This window comes from Leptotrichia rugosa, from assembly GCF_041200005.1.
GTDB classification, from domain to species: Bacteria; Fusobacteriota; Fusobacteriia; order Fusobacteriales; family Leptotrichiaceae; genus Leptotrichia; species Leptotrichia rugosa.
Window position 1 is genome coordinate 1,593,115 of sequence record NZ_CP165644.1, and the last position, 18,798, is coordinate 1,611,912.

At 28.4% G+C, this 18,798-nt stretch carries 21 protein-coding genes and 1 pseudogene; 7 read left to right on the forward strand and 15 right to left on the reverse strand.

Annotated elements, in window-relative coordinates; translation table 11 throughout:
• Positions 1-64 precede the first annotated feature (64 nt).
• The gene (locus AB8B22_RS07860; RefSeq protein WP_369710696.1) at positions 65-1,147 is read right to left on the reverse strand and encodes a succinate dehydrogenase/fumarate reductase iron-sulfur subunit; all 1,083 of its coding nucleotides are present in this window, start codon (positions 1,145-1,147) and stop codon (positions 65-67) included.
• 125 nt (positions 1,148-1,272) lie between these two features.
• On the opposite strand from AB8B22_RS07860, the gene AB8B22_RS07865 reads away from it, so the two are divergent.
• From AB8B22_RS07865 to AB8B22_RS07885, 5 genes are all read left to right on the forward strand, one after another.
• Entirely contained in the window at positions 1,273-2,178 is a 906-nt protein-coding gene (locus tag AB8B22_RS07865) for a helix-turn-helix transcriptional regulator (protein WP_369710697.1), read from the forward strand.
• A gap of 186 nt (positions 2,179-2,364) precedes the next feature.
• A complete protein-coding gene (locus AB8B22_RS07870) occupies positions 2,365-2,940 on the forward strand; it encodes a hypothetical protein (protein WP_369710698.1) in 576 nt (191 codons plus the stop codon).
• Positions 2,941-3,047: 107 nt separating this feature from the next.
• Positions 3,048-3,530, forward strand: coding sequence for a GyrI-like domain-containing protein (locus tag AB8B22_RS07875; protein ID WP_369710699.1), 483 nt, complete (start codon positions 3,048-3,050; stop codon positions 3,528-3,530).
• Between the two features lie 140 nt (positions 3,531-3,670).
• Positions 3,671-3,853: a hypothetical protein gene (locus AB8B22_RS07880; RefSeq protein WP_369710700.1), complete on the forward strand. Its 183-nt coding sequence runs from the start codon at positions 3,671-3,673 to the stop codon at positions 3,851-3,853.
• Complete coding sequence (locus AB8B22_RS07885; RefSeq protein ID WP_369710701.1) at positions 3,850-4,305, forward strand: GyrI-like domain-containing protein; 456 nt, start codon at positions 3,850-3,852, stop codon at positions 4,303-4,305. The genes AB8B22_RS07880 and AB8B22_RS07885 overlap by 4 nt, the downstream gene beginning before the upstream one ends.
• A 169-nt stretch (positions 4,306-4,474) precedes the next feature.
• On the opposite strand, the gene AB8B22_RS07890 is transcribed toward AB8B22_RS07885, so the two are convergent.
• The 7 genes and pseudogenes from AB8B22_RS07890 to mnmA form a co-directional block, all read right to left on the reverse strand.
• A complete protein-coding gene (locus AB8B22_RS07890; protein WP_094079943.1) occupies positions 4,475-4,951 on the reverse strand; it encodes a lysozyme inhibitor LprI family protein in 477 nt (158 codons plus the stop codon).
• Positions 4,952-5,166: 215 nt separating this feature from the next.
• A pseudogene (gene tuf / locus AB8B22_RS07895) lies at positions 5,167-6,347 on the reverse strand (elongation factor Tu).
• A 127-nt stretch (positions 6,348-6,474) separates the two neighbouring features.
• A complete protein-coding gene (locus AB8B22_RS07900; RefSeq protein WP_369710702.1) occupies positions 6,475-7,923 on the reverse strand; it encodes a TrkH family potassium uptake protein in 1,449 nt (482 codons plus the stop codon).
• Positions 7,924-7,959: 36 nt separating this feature from the next.
• Positions 7,960-9,312, reverse strand: a complete 1,353-nt coding sequence (trkA, locus tag AB8B22_RS07905) for a Trk system potassium transporter TrkA (protein WP_369710703.1) — start codon at positions 9,310-9,312, stop codon at positions 7,960-7,962.
• A 113-nt stretch (positions 9,313-9,425) separates the two neighbouring features.
• Entirely contained in the window at positions 9,426-10,394 is a 969-nt protein-coding gene (gene hemB, locus AB8B22_RS07910) for a porphobilinogen synthase (protein WP_369710704.1), read from the reverse strand.
• Positions 10,395-10,427: 33 nt separating this feature from the next.
• The gene (locus AB8B22_RS07915; protein WP_369710705.1) at positions 10,428-10,895 is read right to left on the reverse strand and encodes a precorrin-2 dehydrogenase/sirohydrochlorin ferrochelatase family protein; all 468 of its coding nucleotides are present in this window, start codon (positions 10,893-10,895) and stop codon (positions 10,428-10,430) included.
• A gap of 141 nt (positions 10,896-11,036) precedes the next feature.
• Positions 11,037-12,101, reverse strand: coding sequence for a tRNA 2-thiouridine(34) synthase MnmA (gene mnmA, locus AB8B22_RS07920; protein ID WP_369710706.1), 1,065 nt, complete (start codon positions 12,099-12,101; stop codon positions 11,037-11,039).
• 220 nt (positions 12,102-12,321) lie between these two features.
• Here mnmA and AB8B22_RS07925 point away from each other — a divergent pair, with 220 nt between their 5' ends.
• Positions 12,322-12,870, forward strand: coding sequence for a hypothetical protein (locus AB8B22_RS07925; protein ID WP_369710707.1), 549 nt, complete (start codon positions 12,322-12,324; stop codon positions 12,868-12,870).
• Positions 12,871-13,017: 147 nt separating this feature from the next.
• Positions 13,018-13,854 carry a glucosamine-6-phosphate deaminase gene (gene nagB / locus AB8B22_RS07930; RefSeq protein WP_094079935.1) on the forward strand — a complete coding sequence of 279 codons (837 nt, stop codon included), beginning with the start codon at positions 13,018-13,020 and terminating at the stop codon, positions 13,852-13,854.
• On the opposite strand, the gene AB8B22_RS07935 is transcribed toward nagB, so the two are convergent.
• The 7 genes from AB8B22_RS07935 to AB8B22_RS07965 all read right to left on the reverse strand — a co-directional run bounded on the left by AB8B22_RS07935 (position 13,781) and on the right by AB8B22_RS07965 (position 18,652).
• Complete coding sequence (locus AB8B22_RS07935; protein WP_369710708.1) at positions 13,781-14,101, reverse strand: endonuclease/exonuclease/phosphatase family protein; 321 nt, start codon at positions 14,099-14,101, stop codon at positions 13,781-13,783. The genes nagB and AB8B22_RS07935 overlap by 74 nt on opposite strands.
• Positions 14,102-14,659 carry a DKNYY domain-containing protein gene (locus AB8B22_RS07940; RefSeq protein WP_369710709.1) on the reverse strand — a complete coding sequence of 186 codons (558 nt, stop codon included), beginning with the start codon at positions 14,657-14,659 and terminating at the stop codon, positions 14,102-14,104.
• Positions 14,660-14,818: a hypothetical protein gene (locus tag AB8B22_RS07945; protein WP_369710710.1), complete on the reverse strand. Its 159-nt coding sequence runs from the start codon at positions 14,816-14,818 to the stop codon at positions 14,660-14,662.
• A 69-nt stretch (positions 14,819-14,887) separates the two neighbouring features.
• Positions 14,888-15,601: a DNA-3-methyladenine glycosylase gene (locus AB8B22_RS07950; RefSeq protein ID WP_369710711.1), complete on the reverse strand. Its 714-nt coding sequence runs from the start codon at positions 15,599-15,601 to the stop codon at positions 14,888-14,890.
• A gap of 153 nt (positions 15,602-15,754) precedes the next feature.
• Positions 15,755-16,576, reverse strand: coding sequence for an SH3 domain-containing protein (locus AB8B22_RS07955; RefSeq protein WP_369710712.1), 822 nt, complete (start codon positions 16,574-16,576; stop codon positions 15,755-15,757).
• Positions 16,577-16,614: 38 nt separating this feature from the next.
• Positions 16,615-17,280 (reverse strand): deoxyribose-phosphate aldolase, encoded by a 666-nt coding sequence (gene deoC / locus AB8B22_RS07960; protein ID WP_369711942.1) that lies wholly within the window; start codon positions 17,278-17,280, stop codon positions 16,615-16,617.
• A 163-nt stretch (positions 17,281-17,443) separates the two neighbouring features.
• A complete protein-coding gene (locus AB8B22_RS07965) occupies positions 17,444-18,652 on the reverse strand; it encodes an ATP-binding protein (protein WP_369710713.1) in 1,209 nt (402 codons plus the stop codon).
• Between the last annotated feature and the right edge of the window lie 146 nt (positions 18,653-18,798).

Genomic DNA, 18,798 nt, shown 5'->3' on the forward strand with positions numbered 1-18,798 from the left:
TTCTTTATAAAAAAACTATTTGCATTTAAAATTTCAAATGCAAATAGTTTATATTTCTTTTTTATTATTTAACTGCTAATCCCACTTTTAATCCAAAATTTAACTCATTTTCTTCTTCGATTTTTCTTTTACTGTCAGAGTTATAATAGTCATATTTCCAAGCATTTCCTTTTTTATAATTTTTATCTACTGGTCTATAACCAATTCTTGGATTAATTGTAATTACTCCAACTGGTGTATCAATATCAGCTTTGTAACCTAAGTGAGTCCAAACTGAAAATTCATTTGTAAATCCACTTTTAGCTGTTCTCTTTTTAAATTCATTTTCAACATTTAACCCAGCATAGAATCCTGCAAAACTAGGAGTTTGATATCCTATCCCTGTCAAATATGCTAAGCCAACTGAATCTTTGGTATCCTTAGCTTTTCCATCTCTCAAATAATGAGCCAAATTGACATAGTAATCCGCTTTTCCAAATCCATTATCAAAAATAGTGTTTCCAATATTGAAGATTAAATTTGCTCCTAATCCATCTGTTTTTCTAATTTCACCATTCTTATCTCGGACTGTGTAATATCTAGAGTCTTGATTAGCGGTACCTCTTTGATTAAAATATACCGCTTCAGCTGTTGTTGTTACATTTTGTCCAAATATTTTTAGATTAAATGTAGGTCCAAAGTAAAATTCATTTGACTGTCCAACTGTATGTTGAGAACCAACCCCACCATTTTCACGATAAGTCCAGTTTCTCCATCCTAATTTTGTAGTTGTGTCAAGAGAACCCCATTGAGCTGCTTTAGCAAATTCTATAACTGAAAATTTTTCTGCTCCTTTAGCTTGTGTTCTTTTCCCATCTTCATAAAATCTGTCATTGTGTTCACGATAATGGAAATTTGCATCTAATCCCCATTCGTTGTTAAGACCCAAAGTTCCTTCCACTTCTTCAGTCCATCTGAATCTTTCTTTATTTTTTTTCTTAAATCCTTCATTTCCAAGTCTATTTGCGTCATTCCCGTCTTTATCATAATAAGTCTGACTCCATTTAGAATCTAACGAAATGTTCTTTAAAATATCTTGATCATTTTCCGCTAAAGATAATGACGATATTACCAATATCATTGCTAGTAAACCTAATAACTTTTTCATTTTTTTCTCCTCATAATTCAAAATTGGCAAGATCTTATTAGAAATTTTTTTACTTTTTTATAAAAATAGAGTATAATTGTTAAAATATTATTAAGCTAAAAAATATTAAAAAAAAAGGATAAATTATGAATATAAAATTAGCCAGACTTTTTGAAATTGTACAAATTTTATTGACGGAAAAGAAAGTGACAGCAGAAAAACTAGCATGTCATTTTGAAGTGTCCAAAAGAACGATATACAGAGATATTGAAACTTTGACATTAGCACAAATTCCAGTTTATTCGGAAAAAGGAAGATATGGAGGAATTGGACTTATAAAAAATTTTACGATAGATAAATCCTTTTTATCTCAGAATGAACAAAATGAGATTTTATTTGCTCTGCAGAGCTTAAATGCAGTCCAATATTCTAAAAATAACATCACTTTAACAAAATTAAACTCCATTTTTAATAGAAAGGCTGATGACTGGATCGAAGTTGATTTTTCAAGATACGGTGAAAATGATAGTATTTTGTTTGAAAAAATTAAAAATTCAATACTTGAAAAAAAAGTTATAAAATTTCTCTATTTTAATACAAAAGGAAAAAAGTCCAAAAGAACGGTAGAACCGCTAAAATTGTGGTTTAAAGAAAAAGCGTGGTATCTTTTTGCATATTGTCGTAAGAAAAAAGATATTAGGCAGTTTAAAATAGCTAGAATAAAAAATTTGGAATTGACTTGTGAACATTTTGAAAGAGAACTCAAAAAGGAAGATTTGAAAAATCAAAATAATGTGAATGGAAAAGGCACAAAAATAGTGATTGAAGTTGATAAATCTCAAGCTTACCGTGTATACGACGAATTTTTTGAAGAAAATATCGCAAAAAAAGAAAATGGAAATTTTGAAATAACTATAGAAATTTTTGAAAATGAATGGTTATACGGATATTTACTATCTTTTGGAGAACACTTAAAAGTTTTGAAACCTGCAAGAATCAGAGAAATTTTGGCAAAGAAAGTTGAAAAAATGAGAGAAAATTATAAAAATTAAATTTTTAATATGACATACTGTTGTCATATTTTTTTTGCTATAATAAATTTGAAAATAAATTTATTTGAAAAAAATCAGTAAAAAAATTGTAATTATGATTTTAGAAAAATTTGCAGAATAGGAAAAATCTTTTGTAGCATTGGTACTGAATGAAAGAAAAATATTAAAGAATACAGGAGGGCAAAAATGACTAAAAACAAAATAAATAATATTGATAAACTGGGAAATTTAGTTTTTATTTTATTAACAATTTTATTTATATGTTTACTTTTTTTTAATAAATCTTTTTTAAATTGGACATTTGAACGGCATCATAATATTTTAAGCTGGTATATAAGGCCTTTATTTCTAATACCTTTTTGTTATTTTTCATACAAAAGAAAATTAACGGGCATTTTTATGACAATCTTTTTTCTTTTGACGAGTATGTTTTGGTTTCCCAAACCAACGAGTGTTAGCACACAAGTAAATGAATTTTTAAATTTAGAACAAAAATTTCTTTTAAATAGTCCTTTTTATACAAAATTAATAGGAATTTTTATAGTCTTCATTTCTTTATGGGGATTGTCGAAAGCACTGTGGAAAAGAAATTTAAAATTAGGAATTGCAGTTTTAGTGTTAATTGCCATAAGTAAAATGTTTGGAAGTGTTATTTTTGCGGGAGAAGTAGGAAAATCTATTTTTATACCCGCAATTATTGGACTTGTAGTCTGTATTTTAGGTCTTTATATATTATTTTACACTTCTAAAAAAAATGATTAATTTTCAAAATATAAATATTATTATTATTATTATTATTTAAAATTAAAAAGTTTTTTTATAAATTGGAAACTTTTAAAAAATAAAAAGTACAAAGGAGATCGATTAAAATGAAATACGAAATAGTGGAAATTAAAGAAAAAACAGTGGTTGGATTATCTGAAAGAATGAGAAATGACAAAAATACATCAAAAAAAATTGGAAAAATGTGGAATGAGTTTTGCTACGAAAATGGAGGAGAAATAAAAAATATAAAAGACAGAGTAAATAAAAATACAATGGCAATTTATTTCGATTACACTAATAAAAATGGTTTTGAATATAGAAATCTTGTGGGTTGTGAAGTGAAAAAGGAAAGTAAAAATATTAATGAAAAATTGACAAAAATATTCATTCCAAGCGGAAAATACGCAAAATTTTCTCTTTTTGGAAATCCACAGACAAAAGTTACTAATTTCTGGATTAATTTTTGGAAGAATTTTGGAGAACAGGGAGAAAAATTAGAAAGAACTTATACTTATGATTTTGAAGAATATATAGCTGGAGACGATCCTAAAAATATGGAAATTAATATTTATATCGCAGTAAAATAGTTCTTGGAATCTTATTTAAAAAAATATTAAAAAAACAAATAGTTTTGAAAAAATTTAAAACTATGAATATTGCATTAATAATATTCATAAATGTTTATTAAGTAATAAAAAAAATTTAGAACAAAGGAGAATGATTAATTATGACATTTGATTTTAAAAAAGAAGAAAAACAATTTTACAATTCTGGGAAAAAACCTGTTATAGTAGAAATTCCTGAAATGAATTTTCTTTCCATCAGAGGGAAAGGCAATCCAAATGAAGAAAATGGAGAATACAAGAAAGCACTTGAATTAATATATGCTATCGCTTACACATTAAAATGAGTTATAAAAGTGATTATAAAATCGAAGGATTTTTTAATTATGTTGTTCCACCGCTTGAAGGATTGTGGTGTTCGGAAAAAGAACAGGAAAATAGTAAATTGGAAAAAGAAAAGTTAAGCTGGATTTCCTTAATAAGATTGCCTGATTTTATTAAAAAAGAAGATTTTGAATGGGCTATAAAAGTAGCAACTGACAAAAAGAAAAAAGATTTTTCCAAAGTTGAGTTTTTTACTTATAAAGAAGGAATTTGCGTACAATGTGTACACATAGGTTCCTATGATGATGAGCCTAAAACTATTTCATCAATGGAGGAATATGCTAGAAAAAAAGGTTATATTTTTAATATAACAGAAAAAACACCTCATCATGAAATATATTTGAGCGATCCTAGAAAAGTTGATGTGAGTAAAATGAAAACAATCATTCGGTATCCGATAAAAAAACTAAAATAGTCTGTAGAAATTAATAGAAAAAAGAAAAATTATTCAGAGAGTGTCTAGATTTTTTTAAATATATATAAATTCAATAATGTAGGAATTCTTTGCTATATACATATAAAAAAATTTACACTCTCTAATTCCCCCAAAATAAGATTTTTTAATCATATTTTATTAATAAGTTTTAATCATTTAAATTATCATATATATAAGCTAAATTTAAAGTTCGTTCTTTCACGGTTCTTATTTTTGCTGAAATTGCACGATTAATTCCAAGTGTCCCACCTTCTTCATTTTCTATACAATATCTGAAAGTTCCGTCATCATCTCTGTATTCTATCCAGTCTTTTTGTGATTGAATCAAACGTTCTTTTGCTTTAGGATTTAATTTTTCCATCAATTTATTATAAATAATATTTAATTCTTTATCCCAATAATCATAAATTTCTTGAGCTGCTCTTCTAAAGTTATAGTCATTCCCACTCACATCTTTATATTTTGAAATAACATTTTTTTCAATTTTACTCATTCTTAATTTTAGTTCATTGGTATAACTTCCTGTCATTTCATTTGTATCGCTATATATCAAATTTTTTGAAAAGATTAGTGAAGAAACTGTTAAGAATAATATAATTATCACATTAAAAAATTTTTTTTTCATTTTTATCACCTTATTTTTTTAAAATTCTTTCATAGAATAGTTATTTTTATAGTCTCCTTTCGTTAATATTATACCTTAAAAACAAAAAAATTGTAATAAATTATGAAAATCCTAGTTTTATAAAAATTTCAATTTTCTAATCAATAAAAAAGAACTAGATAATATCTAGCTCTTTCTCTTTTTTATTATTGACTATGATGACTTTAATAAATCAATTATTTAGTAATAGTTGCAACAACTCCTGAAGCTACTGTTCTTCCACCTTCTCTTATCGCAAATCTTAATCCTTCTTCCATTGCAATCGGGTGAATCAATTCCACTGTCATTTCAATGTTATCTCCAGCATTACCATTTCTACACCTTCTGGCAAGTTTACTTCTCCTGTAATGTCAGTTGTTCTGAAATAGAATTGTGGTTTGTATCCTGTGAAGAATGGAGTATGTCTTCCTCCTTCATCTTTTGTAAGTACGTATACTTCTGACTTGAATCCTGTATGTGGAGTGATTGTTCCTTTTGCAAGTACTTGTCCTCTTTCCACTTCTTCCTTCTTAGTTCCTCTTAACAATGCTCCTATATTATCTCCAGCTTGTCCTGAATCCAATAATTTTCTGAACATTTCTACTCCTGTTACTGTAGTTTTTGAAGTTGGCTTGATTCCTACGATTTCTACTTCTTCCCCAACTTTTACTACTCCTCTTTCTACTCTTCCTGTTACTACTGTTCCTCTTCCTGTAATTGTGAACACATCTTCAATCGGCATAAGGAATGGTTGGTCAATTGGTCTTTCTGGTGTCGGAATATATGTATCTACCGCATCCATTAATTCCATTATTTTTTCTACCCATTTTGCTTCCCCATTTAATGCTCCTAATGCTGATCCAGCTATTATTGGTACGTCATCTCCTGGGAATCCGTATTCGTTTAATAATTCTCTTACTTCCATTTCTACCAATTCTAGTAATTCTTCGTCGTCTACCATATCAACTTTGTTTAAGAATACTACAATGTAAGGTACTCCAACCTGTCTTGCCAATAGGATATGTTCTCTTGTTTGAGGCATTGGTCCATCAGCTGCTGATACTACTAGGATTGCTCCATCCATCTGAGCTGCTCCTGTAATCATATTTTTTACATAATCCGCATGTCCTGGACAGTCTACGTGTGCGTAGTGTCTTTTTGCTGTTTCATACTCAATATGAGCAGTGTTAATTGTAATTCCTCTTTCTCTTTCTTCAGGAGCTTGGTCGATATTTTCAAAATCAACTTTTTCTGCAAGTCCTTTATCAGACAACACTTTTGAAATTGCTGCTGTCAAAGTAGTTTTTCCGTGGTCAACGTGACCAATTGTTCCTATGTTTACGTGTGGTTTACTTCTCTCGAATTTAGCTTTTGCCATCTTTCTCTTTTTCCTCCATATTTTTTTATTTCTTATCTTAATATTAGCATATTTACAAAAAAAATGCAAGAGTGATAAATAATTTTTTCAAATTTTCTCCTAAAATCTTTAGTTTATAAATATTTTCTTATTTTAATTTCCAAGTTAGTGGTGAAAATAGTATTAGCATTGGAAAAATTTCTAATCTTCCAGCTAACATTGCGAAACTTAATACAACTTTAGAAAAATCATTTAAGTTGGCAAAGCTGTATGCAGGACCCACTTTTCCAAGTCCTGGACCTATGTTGTTAAAAGTTGCAGCAACTGCACTAAATGCTGTTAAAAAGTCATCTGTAGAAAATGAAATCAGTAGAAGCATGGCCATAAAAACTATTGCATAAACTACAAAATACACTGCTATACTCTTTTGCATCTTCAAACTTACTGGTTTGTCTTCGTAAGAGATTGAAATAACACGATTCGGACTTATCATTTGTCTTATTTCTGCAAAATGTATTTTTATCATTAAAATTACTCTGGAAATTTTTAGCCCACCTGCAGTAGAACCAGCACATGCACCAAAAAACATTAAAATTAGCAAAATTACTTGCGAGAAAAGTGGCCATTTTCCGAAATCTGCCGTTGAATAACCTGTTGTTGTCATCACGGAAGATACGGAAAACAGTACATCTCTTATACAATGTAATATTGAACTATATGATTTTGAAATATTTGCAACTATTAATGCAATTGAAATAAATACAATTAGTAAATAATATTTTAGTTCTTCGTTATTTAGCGCTTCTTTTACTTTTCCAATTAAAATGAAATAATAGACATTGAAGTTCACTCCAAAAACTAACATTCCAATTGACAGCACGACATCAATGTAAGCGCTATGGTACGGTAGAATGCTTCCATTTCTTACACCAAAACCACCTGTTCCCGCTGTTCCAAATGCTAGTAAACTTGCTTCAAATAAGTTTAAACCTCCAAATAGAAGTAAAATTATTAAAACTATTGTCATAACTGTGTATATTTTGTATAACACTCTTGCGGTAGATGACAATTTTGAAACTATTTTACCAAATGTTGGTCCTGGAACTTCAGCTTTCATTACATATACAGAAGTTGGAGAATATTTTGGCAAAATTGCAAGTGCTAAAACTAACACTCCCATTCCTCCTACAAAGTGAGTAAAACTTCGCCAAAATAAATTTGAGTGGCTGATTTTAGTTAGATCTGGAATTATGCTTGAACCCGTTGTTGTAAATCCGCTGACTACCTCAAAAAAAGCATCAACAAATGACGGAATTTCCTTTGAAATTACAAATGGAAGCGCTCCGAAAGCTGACATAAAAATCCAAGATAAGGAGACGATTACAAAACCTTCTCTTCCTTGAATATTTTTATCTGCTGGAACTTTTATCGACATCAGAAAGCCAACTGCTAAAAGTAGTAAAATAACTATTCCGTATGACATTTTATGCAAAATATCCTCTTTATACAAAAAACTTATAATTAGTGGCAAAAGCATTAATCCAGCTTCCAATATCAAAATTTTTCCAATTACAAAACTTATCATTTTTTTGTTCATTTCCTTGCTCCTTGTAATTAATTTTTTATTAAGTATTTATTTTAAGACAATTCCTTCGAAATCATCAATTGGAGTCGTCGTTATGATAATCACATAGTCTCCAATTTCTATCGTATCATTTCCACCTGGGAAAATTAAATTGTCATTTCTAAAAATACTTGCAATTATTACATTTGTCTTTAATTTTAAATCTTTTAGTGGAATTCCGACTGTATGACTTTCTTTTTTTATTTCAAAAATAATAAGTTCCACTTTATTTTGACACAATCTGTGAAGAGTTTTCATTTTTGAACCCCTTGTGTTAATTCTAGCTCTGACAACTCTTATTATAATATCAGCAATTACTTTTTTTGGAATTACAGTCGATCTGACTCCATAATCTTCAATAATTGGAAGAAGCAGAGTTCTGTCTATTTTTGTAACTATTTTTGAATTTGTGAGTGATCTTGCAAACATTGATAAAACCATATTTTCTTCGTCGCTTTCACTTAATATTACAACAGAATCAAATTTTTTTATTCCTTCATCTATTAGAAATTCATGGTCTGTTTCATCTCCATAAATTGCACAGACATTTGGATACGCTTGGCTTAGATGCTCCAATTTTTCCATATCGTTGTCAATGACTTTCACCTGTTTTTTTTCCTTCAAAAGAATATTTATCAAATAATGGGAAATCGTTCCTCCACCGATAATCATCGAAGAATTTACATATCGTTTATAGCCCATTTTTTTATAAAATTTTCTGACAGCTTCTGTTGGACCCATGACATAAATTACATCATCTTTTAAAATTTTAAAGTCTCCAGATGGAATAAAGACCTCGTCTTCTCTTTCAACAATACAAATTATAACTTTTTCACTTTGTTTGACTTCCAAGTCTTTTAAATGCATATCTTTTAAAAAACTGTTTTCTTCAATTTTTAACGAAATCATATTTGCTCTTTGCCAAAAAAAGCTTTCTACACTTAAAGCATTTGGAAAAAATAATTTATTTGCTATATTTTTAGCCGATTCCATTTCTGGATTAACAATTAATGAAATTCCCAAGTCATCTCTGACAAAACTCAAATTTGAACCGTATTCAGGATTTCTCACCCTTGCAATTGTATATTTTGCTCCCATTTTTTTTGCAATAATACAAGCCATTATGTTTAATTCATCTGTTGGCGTTGTTGCAATAAAAATGTCTGCCGTATCAGTTCCAGCTTCAAGAAGCGTCTCATATGAAGCTCCATTTCCTATAACACCTGTTACATCGTTTGTTTCCACCAATTTGTTTAGTCTTCCCTCTTCTCTTTCAACTAATATGACATCGTTTCCCACTTCAGATAATTCACTGCAAAGAGATTCTCCTACAACACCAGCTCCAACTATAATTATTTTCATAATTTTCCCACTTTCTTTATATTTAAAAATTTATGAATTTTAAAAGTATTATAACATATTTTCATTATAAAAAGGAATAAAATTTTTATCTGTATTTAAAAAAATAAAAGAATTTATTGTTTTAGATTTTTAGCTACTTCTTTTGCGTAATAAGTTATTATCGAACTTGCACCCGCTCTTTTCATCGCAAACATCTGTTCCATTACGACTTTTTCTTCATCTATCCAGCCATTTTGTGCTGCAGCTTTTGTCATCGAATATTCTCCAGAAACGCTGTATGCAATAGTTGGCACTTCAAAAGAGTCACTTACTTTTTTTAGCACATCGAGGTAAGCAAGTGCTGGTTTTACAATAACGATGTCCGCTCCCTGTTTTAAATCTTCATAGACTTCACTAGTTATATCTTTATTTCTTCTAAAATCCATCTGATATGATTTTCTGTCACCAAATTGCGGTGCTGAATCAGCTGCATCTCTAAAAGGCCCATAAAATGCTGAAGAATATTTGACAGAATAAGCCATTATCGGTATATTTTCAAAATGATTTTGCTCCAAGACTTCTTTAATCTTTTCAATTCTTCCATCCATCATATCTGATGGCGCTACAATGTCCGCTCCAGCTTTTGCATAAGATAGTGCAATTTCCCCAATGACTTCTATCGTTTCATCATTTTTCACATATCCATCTTTATCCAAAATCCCGCAATGTCCATGACTTGTGTACTCGCAGCAACAAACATCACAAATTACTAAAAAATTGTCATAATTTTTTTTGATAAATTTTATCGCATTTTGAATGACACCGTTTTCGTTGTAAGCCTGTGTCGCACATTCGTCTTTATGTTTTGGGATTCCAAAGAGCAAAATGGAATTTATTCCCAATTTTACAAGCTCATCTAACTCTTCTGAAAGTCTATCTATCGAATATCTGAAAATTCCTGGCATTGACGGAATTTCACTTTTGATATTTTCCCCTTCTTCAATAAAAATTGGATAAATCAAATCAGATTTTTCCAAATATATATCTTTTACAAGATTTCTAATCATTTCGTTTTTTCTCAATTTTCTGTGTCTTTTAAACATCTTTTTTCTCCATTTTTTATTTTCTAAATTTTTTTAATTTTCAATTTTATTCAAAATTTTTTTAATTTCTTCTTTCATTGCTCGACTTCGCTTACAGTTTTTTCCATTTGTAGAAATTGAAATCTGAAACTCATCATTTTTTACGATTCCTGTAAACATTGCATTCATCGTAGTTTTTGAAGAAACATTGTTCACTAAAATATTGTTTTTATCACAAATTACTGCAATTTTTTCGTTCAAATTCTCATCGTTAGTCGCAACTATTACCAAAAAATAATTTTTCACAATTTTTTCAATTTCATTTTGATTATTTTCCAAAGTCTTTTTTTCAAACTTTATATTTTTAATTTCCAAAATTTCGCTTTTTTTTATTTCTTTTGACAAAACCGTAATATCCGTGCCATAATCAGCAATTTTTTTAATTTTTCTAGCAGCAACTTTTCCAGCGCCAATTACTAAAATCTTTTTGTTTTCTAAATTAATGCACATTGGAAAAAACATTTTATACCTTCTTTCTTTGCTTTATTTATTTTAATTTATTTTTTTCTTTAGTTTATTTTAAAAAATTTTTTTAATAAAAAATATATTGTTTATTTTACAACATCATAATTTTTTTGAATTAGTTTTTTTTTAATAAAAAACTTATTTTTCAAAGTTCTTTATTTCTCCGCCACCTATCAACTCATCTTTCAAATAAAACACGATATGTTGTCCTTGTGAATTTTCATGCGTCTTTTCGTTAAATTTAAAATATAATTTCCTGTTTTCAAAATATAGTTTTCCACTTAATCCTTTAGACGAAAATCTTGGTCTTGCAGTAAGTTCTCTGCAAAGAATTTTTTTTATTTCACAATGAAATTTGTAATTTATAACTTCAACTTTATCAATTAGGATTTCTTCAAAATCTCCGACGACAACTTCATTTGTAGAAGGTCTTATTTCCACAACAAAAAACGCTTTTCCCAAATTAAGTCCTAGTCCTCTTCGTTGTCCAACTGTGTAAAATTGGTAACCGATATGTTTTCCAATTATTTTTCCGTTTTTATCCACAAAATTTCCTTCTTTGATTTCATTTCCCAAAACTTTTTTTAAATAAGGAATATAACCGTTTGGTGCAAAACAAATCCCTTGGCTGTCAGGTTTATCGTGAGTGTGAATCCCATTTTGCCTTGCAATTTCACGAACTTGTGATTTTTCATATTCTGAGAGTGGAAACAAAAATCTTTTTACAACATCTTTGTTGAGTCGATAAAGCATATATGACTGATCTTTTCTATTGTTTTTATCCCACAAAAGCAGTCCGTTCAAACTTTTTTTAGAATAATGTCCAGTTGAAATATATTTTATTCCCATTTTATCGGCAAATTCCACAATTTTTTTTATTTTTACCTTTTCATCGCAAATTATGCACGGCGACGGAGTTTTACCAGCATTATACATTTTTATAAAATAGTCCATCACTTCACTTTGAAATTCTTTTGTAACATTAATCACATAGTGGGAAATTCCAAGTTTATAGCAAGTGTATCTCGCATCGTTAATATCGTCCAGTGAACAACAAGTTTTTCCTGGATTTTCTGAAAGTTCATCAGGTAAATGCTTTAAAGTTACGCCAATTACTTCATATCCTTGCTGTTTTAATAAAAATGCCGCAACAGAGCTGTCGATTCCACCACTCATTCCGACTACAACTTTTTCCTTTTCCATTTTTGCCTTTCTTAAAAAGTTTTATTTTTTTATTTATATTCATTATATTTTATCACAATATAAAAAAATTTCATAATTTTTTATAAAATAATATAAAAATACTTGTAATGTAAGAAACTAAGAAAAATTACTTTTTTTAATCAAAAAAATGAAAAAATAAAATTTTTGTGATATAATTTTATTATAGAAAAAATATAAAAAAGAAAGAAGGTTTTAAATTATGAAAAAATTTATTTTAATGTTAGTATTTATTTTTGGAACATTTGCTTTTTCTGAAATGACAACTAGTGAAGTAGAAAGTTTTTTCTCGCCAAAGGTGCAGATTTATGTTTCAAATCAGAAAGACTTGTTTTGTACCGAAGTGCCGGGAACAGATGAAATAGACTGCAGAGAATTTAACTATTTTGTGAATGTAGTTCCTGTTGGAAATAAATATAGAGTTTCATATACACCGCTTGATGATGTAAAATCCTATGATAAAGAAAAATATCCTATATTAAGATACAGAACTGAAAAAAAATATTATGTAAAAAGCAGAAAGAAACAGGATACACCAGTTACAGATTCTTACGGAATTACAATTGATTATGTAATTAGTCCGGGAGCGGAAACAAAAAAAGGTAAAAGATATGAAAGAAGTGACTTTCAAATGCTTTCAGAAAGTGAATTAGACGCTTTGTTAAAATCTAAAAAGGCTAAAAGACTTAGCCCTGAAACAGAAAAAAATACAAGAGTATTTTTAGATTGGCTGTTTCATAACAACAATTAATTTTTTTTAACAGAAAAAATAATATAAATTTGTAAGAAAAATTTAATAATTCTTGATAAATTAATAAAAATTACTTGTTGACAATGGTAAAATATAGATTATACTATATAATGTGTAATGCAATAAAATAAAGTTAAGGTGAAAAAAATGAAAGTAATGATTTTAAAAAATAGTGAAGAAATAGGGAATTGGACTGCTTATAAAATAGCAAAAAGAATTTTAAAATTTAGTCCTACAAAAGAAAAACCTTTTGTCCTAGGACTTCCAACTGGAGCAACTCCCCTTAAAACCTATAGGAAGTTAATAGAATTAAATGAGAAAAAAATAATTTCATTTCAAAATGTGGTAACTTTTAATATGGATGAATATGTTGGATTAAATGCAAATCATAAAAATAGCTATCATTATTTTATGAATGAAAATTTTTTCAAATATATTGATATAAAAAAAGAAAATATTAATATTTTGGATGGAATGACGCAAGATGTGGAAAAAGAATGTTATGAATACGAAGAAAAAATAAAAAAAGTCGGAGGAATTAATTTATTTTTGGGTGGAGTTGGCGAAGATGGTCATATTGCCTTTAATGAGCCAGGTTCTTCACTTTCTTCCAGAACTAGAAAAAAGGATTTAACATATGATACGATTTTAGCAAATTCTAGATTTTTTGAAAATGATATGAAAAAAGTTCCGACCGCTGCACTTACAATTGGAGTTGGCACATTAACTGATTCTGATGAAATTATAATACTTGCAGATGGCTATAAAAAATCGAGAGCAGTTTATCACGGAATAGAAGGTGGAGTAAATCATCTTTGGACAATCTCGGCATTGCAGCTACATAAAAATTCTGTATTAGTTATTGATGAGGAAGCGGCTTCTGATATAAAAGTAAAAACTTATAGATATTTTAAAGAAATCGGAAAAGAAAGTTCCAATTTGAAAAGATGTGAAGACGAAATAATAAAATTGTCAAAAAAATAGTTAAAAATAAAAAATATTTCTCCCAGAGAGAGTATCCAGAATCCTGCACAACATCCCGAAATTTACTTCTCTTCGTATTTCTATCAACTTCCTGAAGCCCAATAAAATCTGGATTATACTTTTTTAAGCTCCGAGCAAGTTCCCTTCCATTGGTAAGTCTTTCCCCAAAAATATTGTATGTTATAATTCTAAATTCCATTTTTATTTTATCTGTATAAAAAATTAATTTTTCCTTGATTAAAATCATTTATTTATAACTTTGATTTTTATCTTTTCCATTTCCATTTGGAAGCATTTCAAATTTATTATAATCTGCACCTTCTAAAATTTTTCCCTTAAAATAAATATTTTTATCATCCTTTATAAACCATTTATTCAGAACTTCTACTTTATCTTTATTAATCCCTTTTACTTCATAAATAAAATAGTATGAATCAAAACAGTTTATCATTTTATTTTCAATATAATACACATTATATTTATCTTTTCCATACAATGTAGCATTTATTATTCCATTTGGCAAAAATTCAAATGTTTTAGGATCTTTAATTTTTCCAGATAATAAAGGATATATTGCTTCATTTCCACTATAAACATAATTTTTATCCTTTGCATAATTTTCATTTAAAACTTTAAAACTCATAATATCAGCATTTTCTATTTTTTTATCCCGATAATAAATTTTATTATCATTTTTCCAATAATTCTGCCCTAATTTTTCAAAATTTTTAATTTTTACATCTTTTATTTTTTTACCCATGTAATAAACATTTTTATCATCTTTTAAAAGAGAAAATCCTATCAACTAAGCAGTTTTCGGATTTGCTCCCTCCAAAATTTCATTTTCATAATAAACCTTTCCTTTATCTATTGAATAGTAATCTCCTAAAATTTGAGCAGCATCTCCAAATCCTACATTTGCCAAAACTAGAAATAACAATACTTTTAAGATATTTTTCTTCACATATTCTCCTTTCGATTCAAATTCAATTTTATAAATTTCTTTTCAAACAAAAATTACAATAAAAATATTTCACTCCCAAACATTATCTTTCATCTCCGCTTTCCTAATCCCCAAAACAAACCTATTTCCTTCCACAAAAAATCTCAACTTTTTCTCAGTCCAAACACCTTTATTTGGAACTCCGATTCTCGCAGAAGTACCTATTTTCTTAGGAATTTTAGCATTTTCAAAATCAAGATACAAATATTTTTCATTTATTTTAGAAATGTCATATTTAATTCCAAAATTTTCATTTTCTAATTTTTCAGAAAAATTTTCATTTTCAAACATATTTTTCTCAATAATCTGAATTTCCGTCTTATAAAATCTGTCGTCAATTCCAAATGCCTTTGTAAATTTTCCTGGACCATTACTCACTAAAATTCCACTTTTTCCACGATTTTTTTCCATTCTTTCAACATTCAAAATTGGCTCTATCGCTCGGATTAATACACTTTGTGGATTCCCTTTCTCACAAGTTACAATATTTAACATTTTATGAGAGTGTATCGAGTGAATATAGACAGTTCCAGCCTTTTCAAACAACGCTTCTACTTTTGGAGTCCGCTTTTTCCCATAACCGTGAGCCGCTCTGTCAAATTCACCCAAATACGCCTCTGTTTCAACAATATATCCAGCAAATATCTCATTTTCACTTTTTGAAATCAAAATTTTCCCAAGTAACTCCTTTGCTATTGTAACAGTATCTTTTTGATAAAATTTCTCTATTTCTTCAAAAGTCATTTTTTCTCTTCCTTTTTCTATGTTTTCATACTATTTCCCATTAGGTATAAATTCTATTTAATGAGAAATCAAAACTCCTTAGTAAAAAATAAATAAAATATTTTCCTATTTTTCAAATGGTATTTAGTATAAAATTTTTGTATTTTCAAATTTTTAATCAACATATTTTTTCAACTGGCTTTTATGGATAAAACCTCGATATTCCTTTGCTTTTGAGAGTTTATTACTCTCATTAGGATATTCAACATCAAAAATATAATACCAGTCGTCAGATTTTGTAATATATTTTACAATAGCTCCATTATCCATTTTTGAAACAATTTTCGAGTTTGTTGTCGGCTTTTCACGCAAATTCGCATATCCATCCTTTGAACTCACTTTATATTTTTTCAAATCAAAAGGTTCATTAGGATCTGCAAACTCTTCTTCAAAATCCTTCGATTTTTTCATTTTAACTTCAGTAATTTTCGATTTCGCACCATCAACTCTCTTTAATTCTGTAGCATAAGCGTAAACAGTCGTAAAATCACATTCTGTATACGGCAAAACCTTTTTTATCTTAACTGTCGCTGGAACTTCAAATTTCCCTTTACTAATTTTTTGCATTTTTTTGTACTCTTCTGGAAAACTTTTCTTCAATGTTTCAGTTATAATTTTCTCATCCTTAGCTGCTTCCTTTTCATAATCTACATTCACATCTGGATTATTATAGTCAAAATCTCTAAGCCTCAAAACTAAGGGTTTCCCATTCACAATATCCTTATTTTCAGGATAAAACAGCATTTCGCCATATCCAGTACCCGAGCAAGGCACCTCTGGATCACTTTTATCCCAATCCATCTTAAAAATCCCTCTTAAATTTAAAATTACACCGTTATCAGTCAATAAAATTTCTTGAGCATTCGTATTTTTTCCAAAACTAATTACAGAAATTAATAGTAAAAACACAAAAAATAAATAATTTTTAAATTTCATCTTTCCCACCTCTTTTTTATTTAAGAAAATCTAAAAATTTAGTATCCAGAACCTTCGTTCTCAGCCCCAGTCACAATCGCAATTCCAGAACTTGTTCCTAATCTTTCAGCACCCAGTTCAATATATTTTTTCGCAGTTTCAAAGTCTCTCACTCCACCACTTGCCTTAACTTTTGCCTTATTTCCAACTGCTTTTTTCATAAGTTCCACATCATCAAATGTAGCCCCTCCAGTTCCAAAACCTGTCGAAGTTTTCACAAAATCAGCATTCGCATTAACAGCCAATTCACAAGCCTTAATTTTTTCTTCATCAGTCAAATAGCAAGTTTCAATAATCACTTTCAAAACATTTTTTCCAATTGCTTCTTTAATTCTTCTAATTTCGTTTTCCACCAATTCATAGTCCTTATCTTTCAATGCTCCAACATTAATAACCATGTCAATTTCTGAAGCACCATCTTCAATCGCCTTTTTCGCTTCAAACACCTTCACATCTGTTGCCATCGCTCCCAAAGGAAACCCAACTACCGCTGCAACCTTTACATCGCTGTCTTTAACTTGACTAAAAGCATATTCAACATTTGCCCCATTTACACAAACTGAATAAAATCCATATTCTTTTGCTTCATCGCATAATTTTTTTATATCTTCTCTTGTAGCACTCGCCTTCAAAATTGTGTGATCGATAAATTTGCTTATTTTCATCATTACCATTCCCTTCTTTGATTTTTTATTTATTGTTTTTATTCTACTATAAGTATACCTACTTTTTTCTTTTAGCAACACTATTTTATATAACAAAAAATACTGAAAAATATTATTTTTAACCGATACCGTTCTTTACAACTATTCAATTTTTGCAGTTAGATTATTTTATTAAAAATTCTATCAAATTTACATGCTTTATCCCATTTCTTGACATATCAAATTCATCCATCGACAGCACATATTTTGGATGATTGTCTTTAATATTTTCTAAAACTGAGAATTCTCTTTCTTTTGTATCTTCTGAGGCTAATAAATAACTTACTTGAATATATATTGTTTCATCATTTTTTTTACAGACAAAATCTACTTCAAGATTATCTATCTTTCCAATTTTTATATTATATCCTCTTCTTAGCATTTCAAAATACACAATATTTTCCAGTACTTGATTTATATTTTTCTGATTATTTTCCATTATAGCTTCTCTTATCCCATGATCAGCTATGTAATATTTTTCATTCACATTCAGTATCTTTTTTCCTAATAAATCATTTCTAGCAACTCGGTAAACTAAAAATGCCTCTTCACATGCCTTTATATAATTCAGTATTGTTTCTGTTGCAACTTTTCTATTCTCGCTTTTAAAAAATTTAGAAATTGATGTTGCTGAAAATATATTTCCAATATTCATAATAACATAATTTATTATTCTTTCAAGCAAATCTGTATCTCTAATATTATTTCTCTTTGTAATATCCTTTAATATAATGGAAGCATATAAATCCTGTAAATATTGCATACTTGCTTCAAAATTATAATCCAAATTATGAAGAAACGGCATTCCTCCAAATTTTACATAGTCTTGAAATGCTTCTTTTAAATCTATTTCTTTATTTTTCTCTTTCATAATTTCAAAAAACTCTTTAAATGAAAACGGATACACAACAAATTCAATATATCTTCCAGCCAGATATGTCGAAAGTTCCCCTGAAAGCAGCTTAGCATTTGAACCTGTGATATAAATATCAAAATTAAAGTCTTCATCCACCCTCAAAGAGTTCACACATCTTTCCCATTCTTCCACTTCTTGAATCTCATCTAAAAAAATATAGTAGCTCTTATATTTATCATCAACCTTATTTAAAATAAAATCATACAATCTCTCATAATTTTTTAGATTTCTATATTTCAAATTTTCAAAATTAATATAAATAAACTGATTTTCATTTATTCCTCTATTTTTCAATTCTTCCATTAAAAGTTTCAACATAACCGATTTTCCACTTCTCCTTATTCCTGTCAAAACCTTTATCACATCTTTATCAATAAAAGGTACTATTTTTTTTATATATTCATCTCTTTTTAACATCTTACCACCTCTTTTCAATTATAACTTACAAAAAATCAAAAATCAATATTTTTATCAGTTATATCTTATAAAAATATATTTTTCTATAATTTTATCAGTTATAACTTAGATAAATAAATATAAAAATTTAAAAAGATTAGCTTTCA